General features: G+C 82.1%; 1 pseudogene. It reads left to right on the plus strand.

What is annotated here, in order from left to right:
- Positions 1 to 376, plus strand: a pseudogene (locus GTR00_RS22630) (hypothetical protein); the annotation flags it as partial.
- Positions 377 to 396: the final 20 nt, after the last annotated feature.

Genomic DNA, 396 nt, shown 5'->3' on the forward strand with positions numbered 1-396 from the left:
GGCCAGCTCCAGGGCGGCCAGGCGCCCGGCCGTCCTGCGCGCCCTGCCCGGCGCCGCGCAGCTGACGGGCGCGCGCCTGGAGCGGGCCGCGGAGGGCGCCGGTCCGGACGGCACCGGCTGGCGCCTGGTGCTGCAGGGCCGCGGCGAGGAGGTCGCGGCCGACCTGGGCCCCGGCTGGACGAGCACCGGCGCGCTCGCGGTGAGCTGGGCGCCCGCCGGCGACGACGCCCTGCGCGCCGACGTGGTGTTCGTGGAGACCCCGCACCGCCTGCTGCTGCAGCTGGACCCCGCCGGCGGCACGGTGCGCGCCACCTGGGTCACCGAGCCGCTGCACGACGTCCCGCTGGGCGAGCTGCGCGCGCCCGGGGCACCCTGAGCCGCCCCCCGCTCGCGCAC

The sequence above is a fragment of the Kineococcus indalonis genome (genome assembly GCF_009906395.1).
Classification (GTDB): domain Bacteria; phylum Actinomycetota; class Actinomycetes; order Actinomycetales; family Kineococcaceae; genus Kineococcus; species Kineococcus indalonis.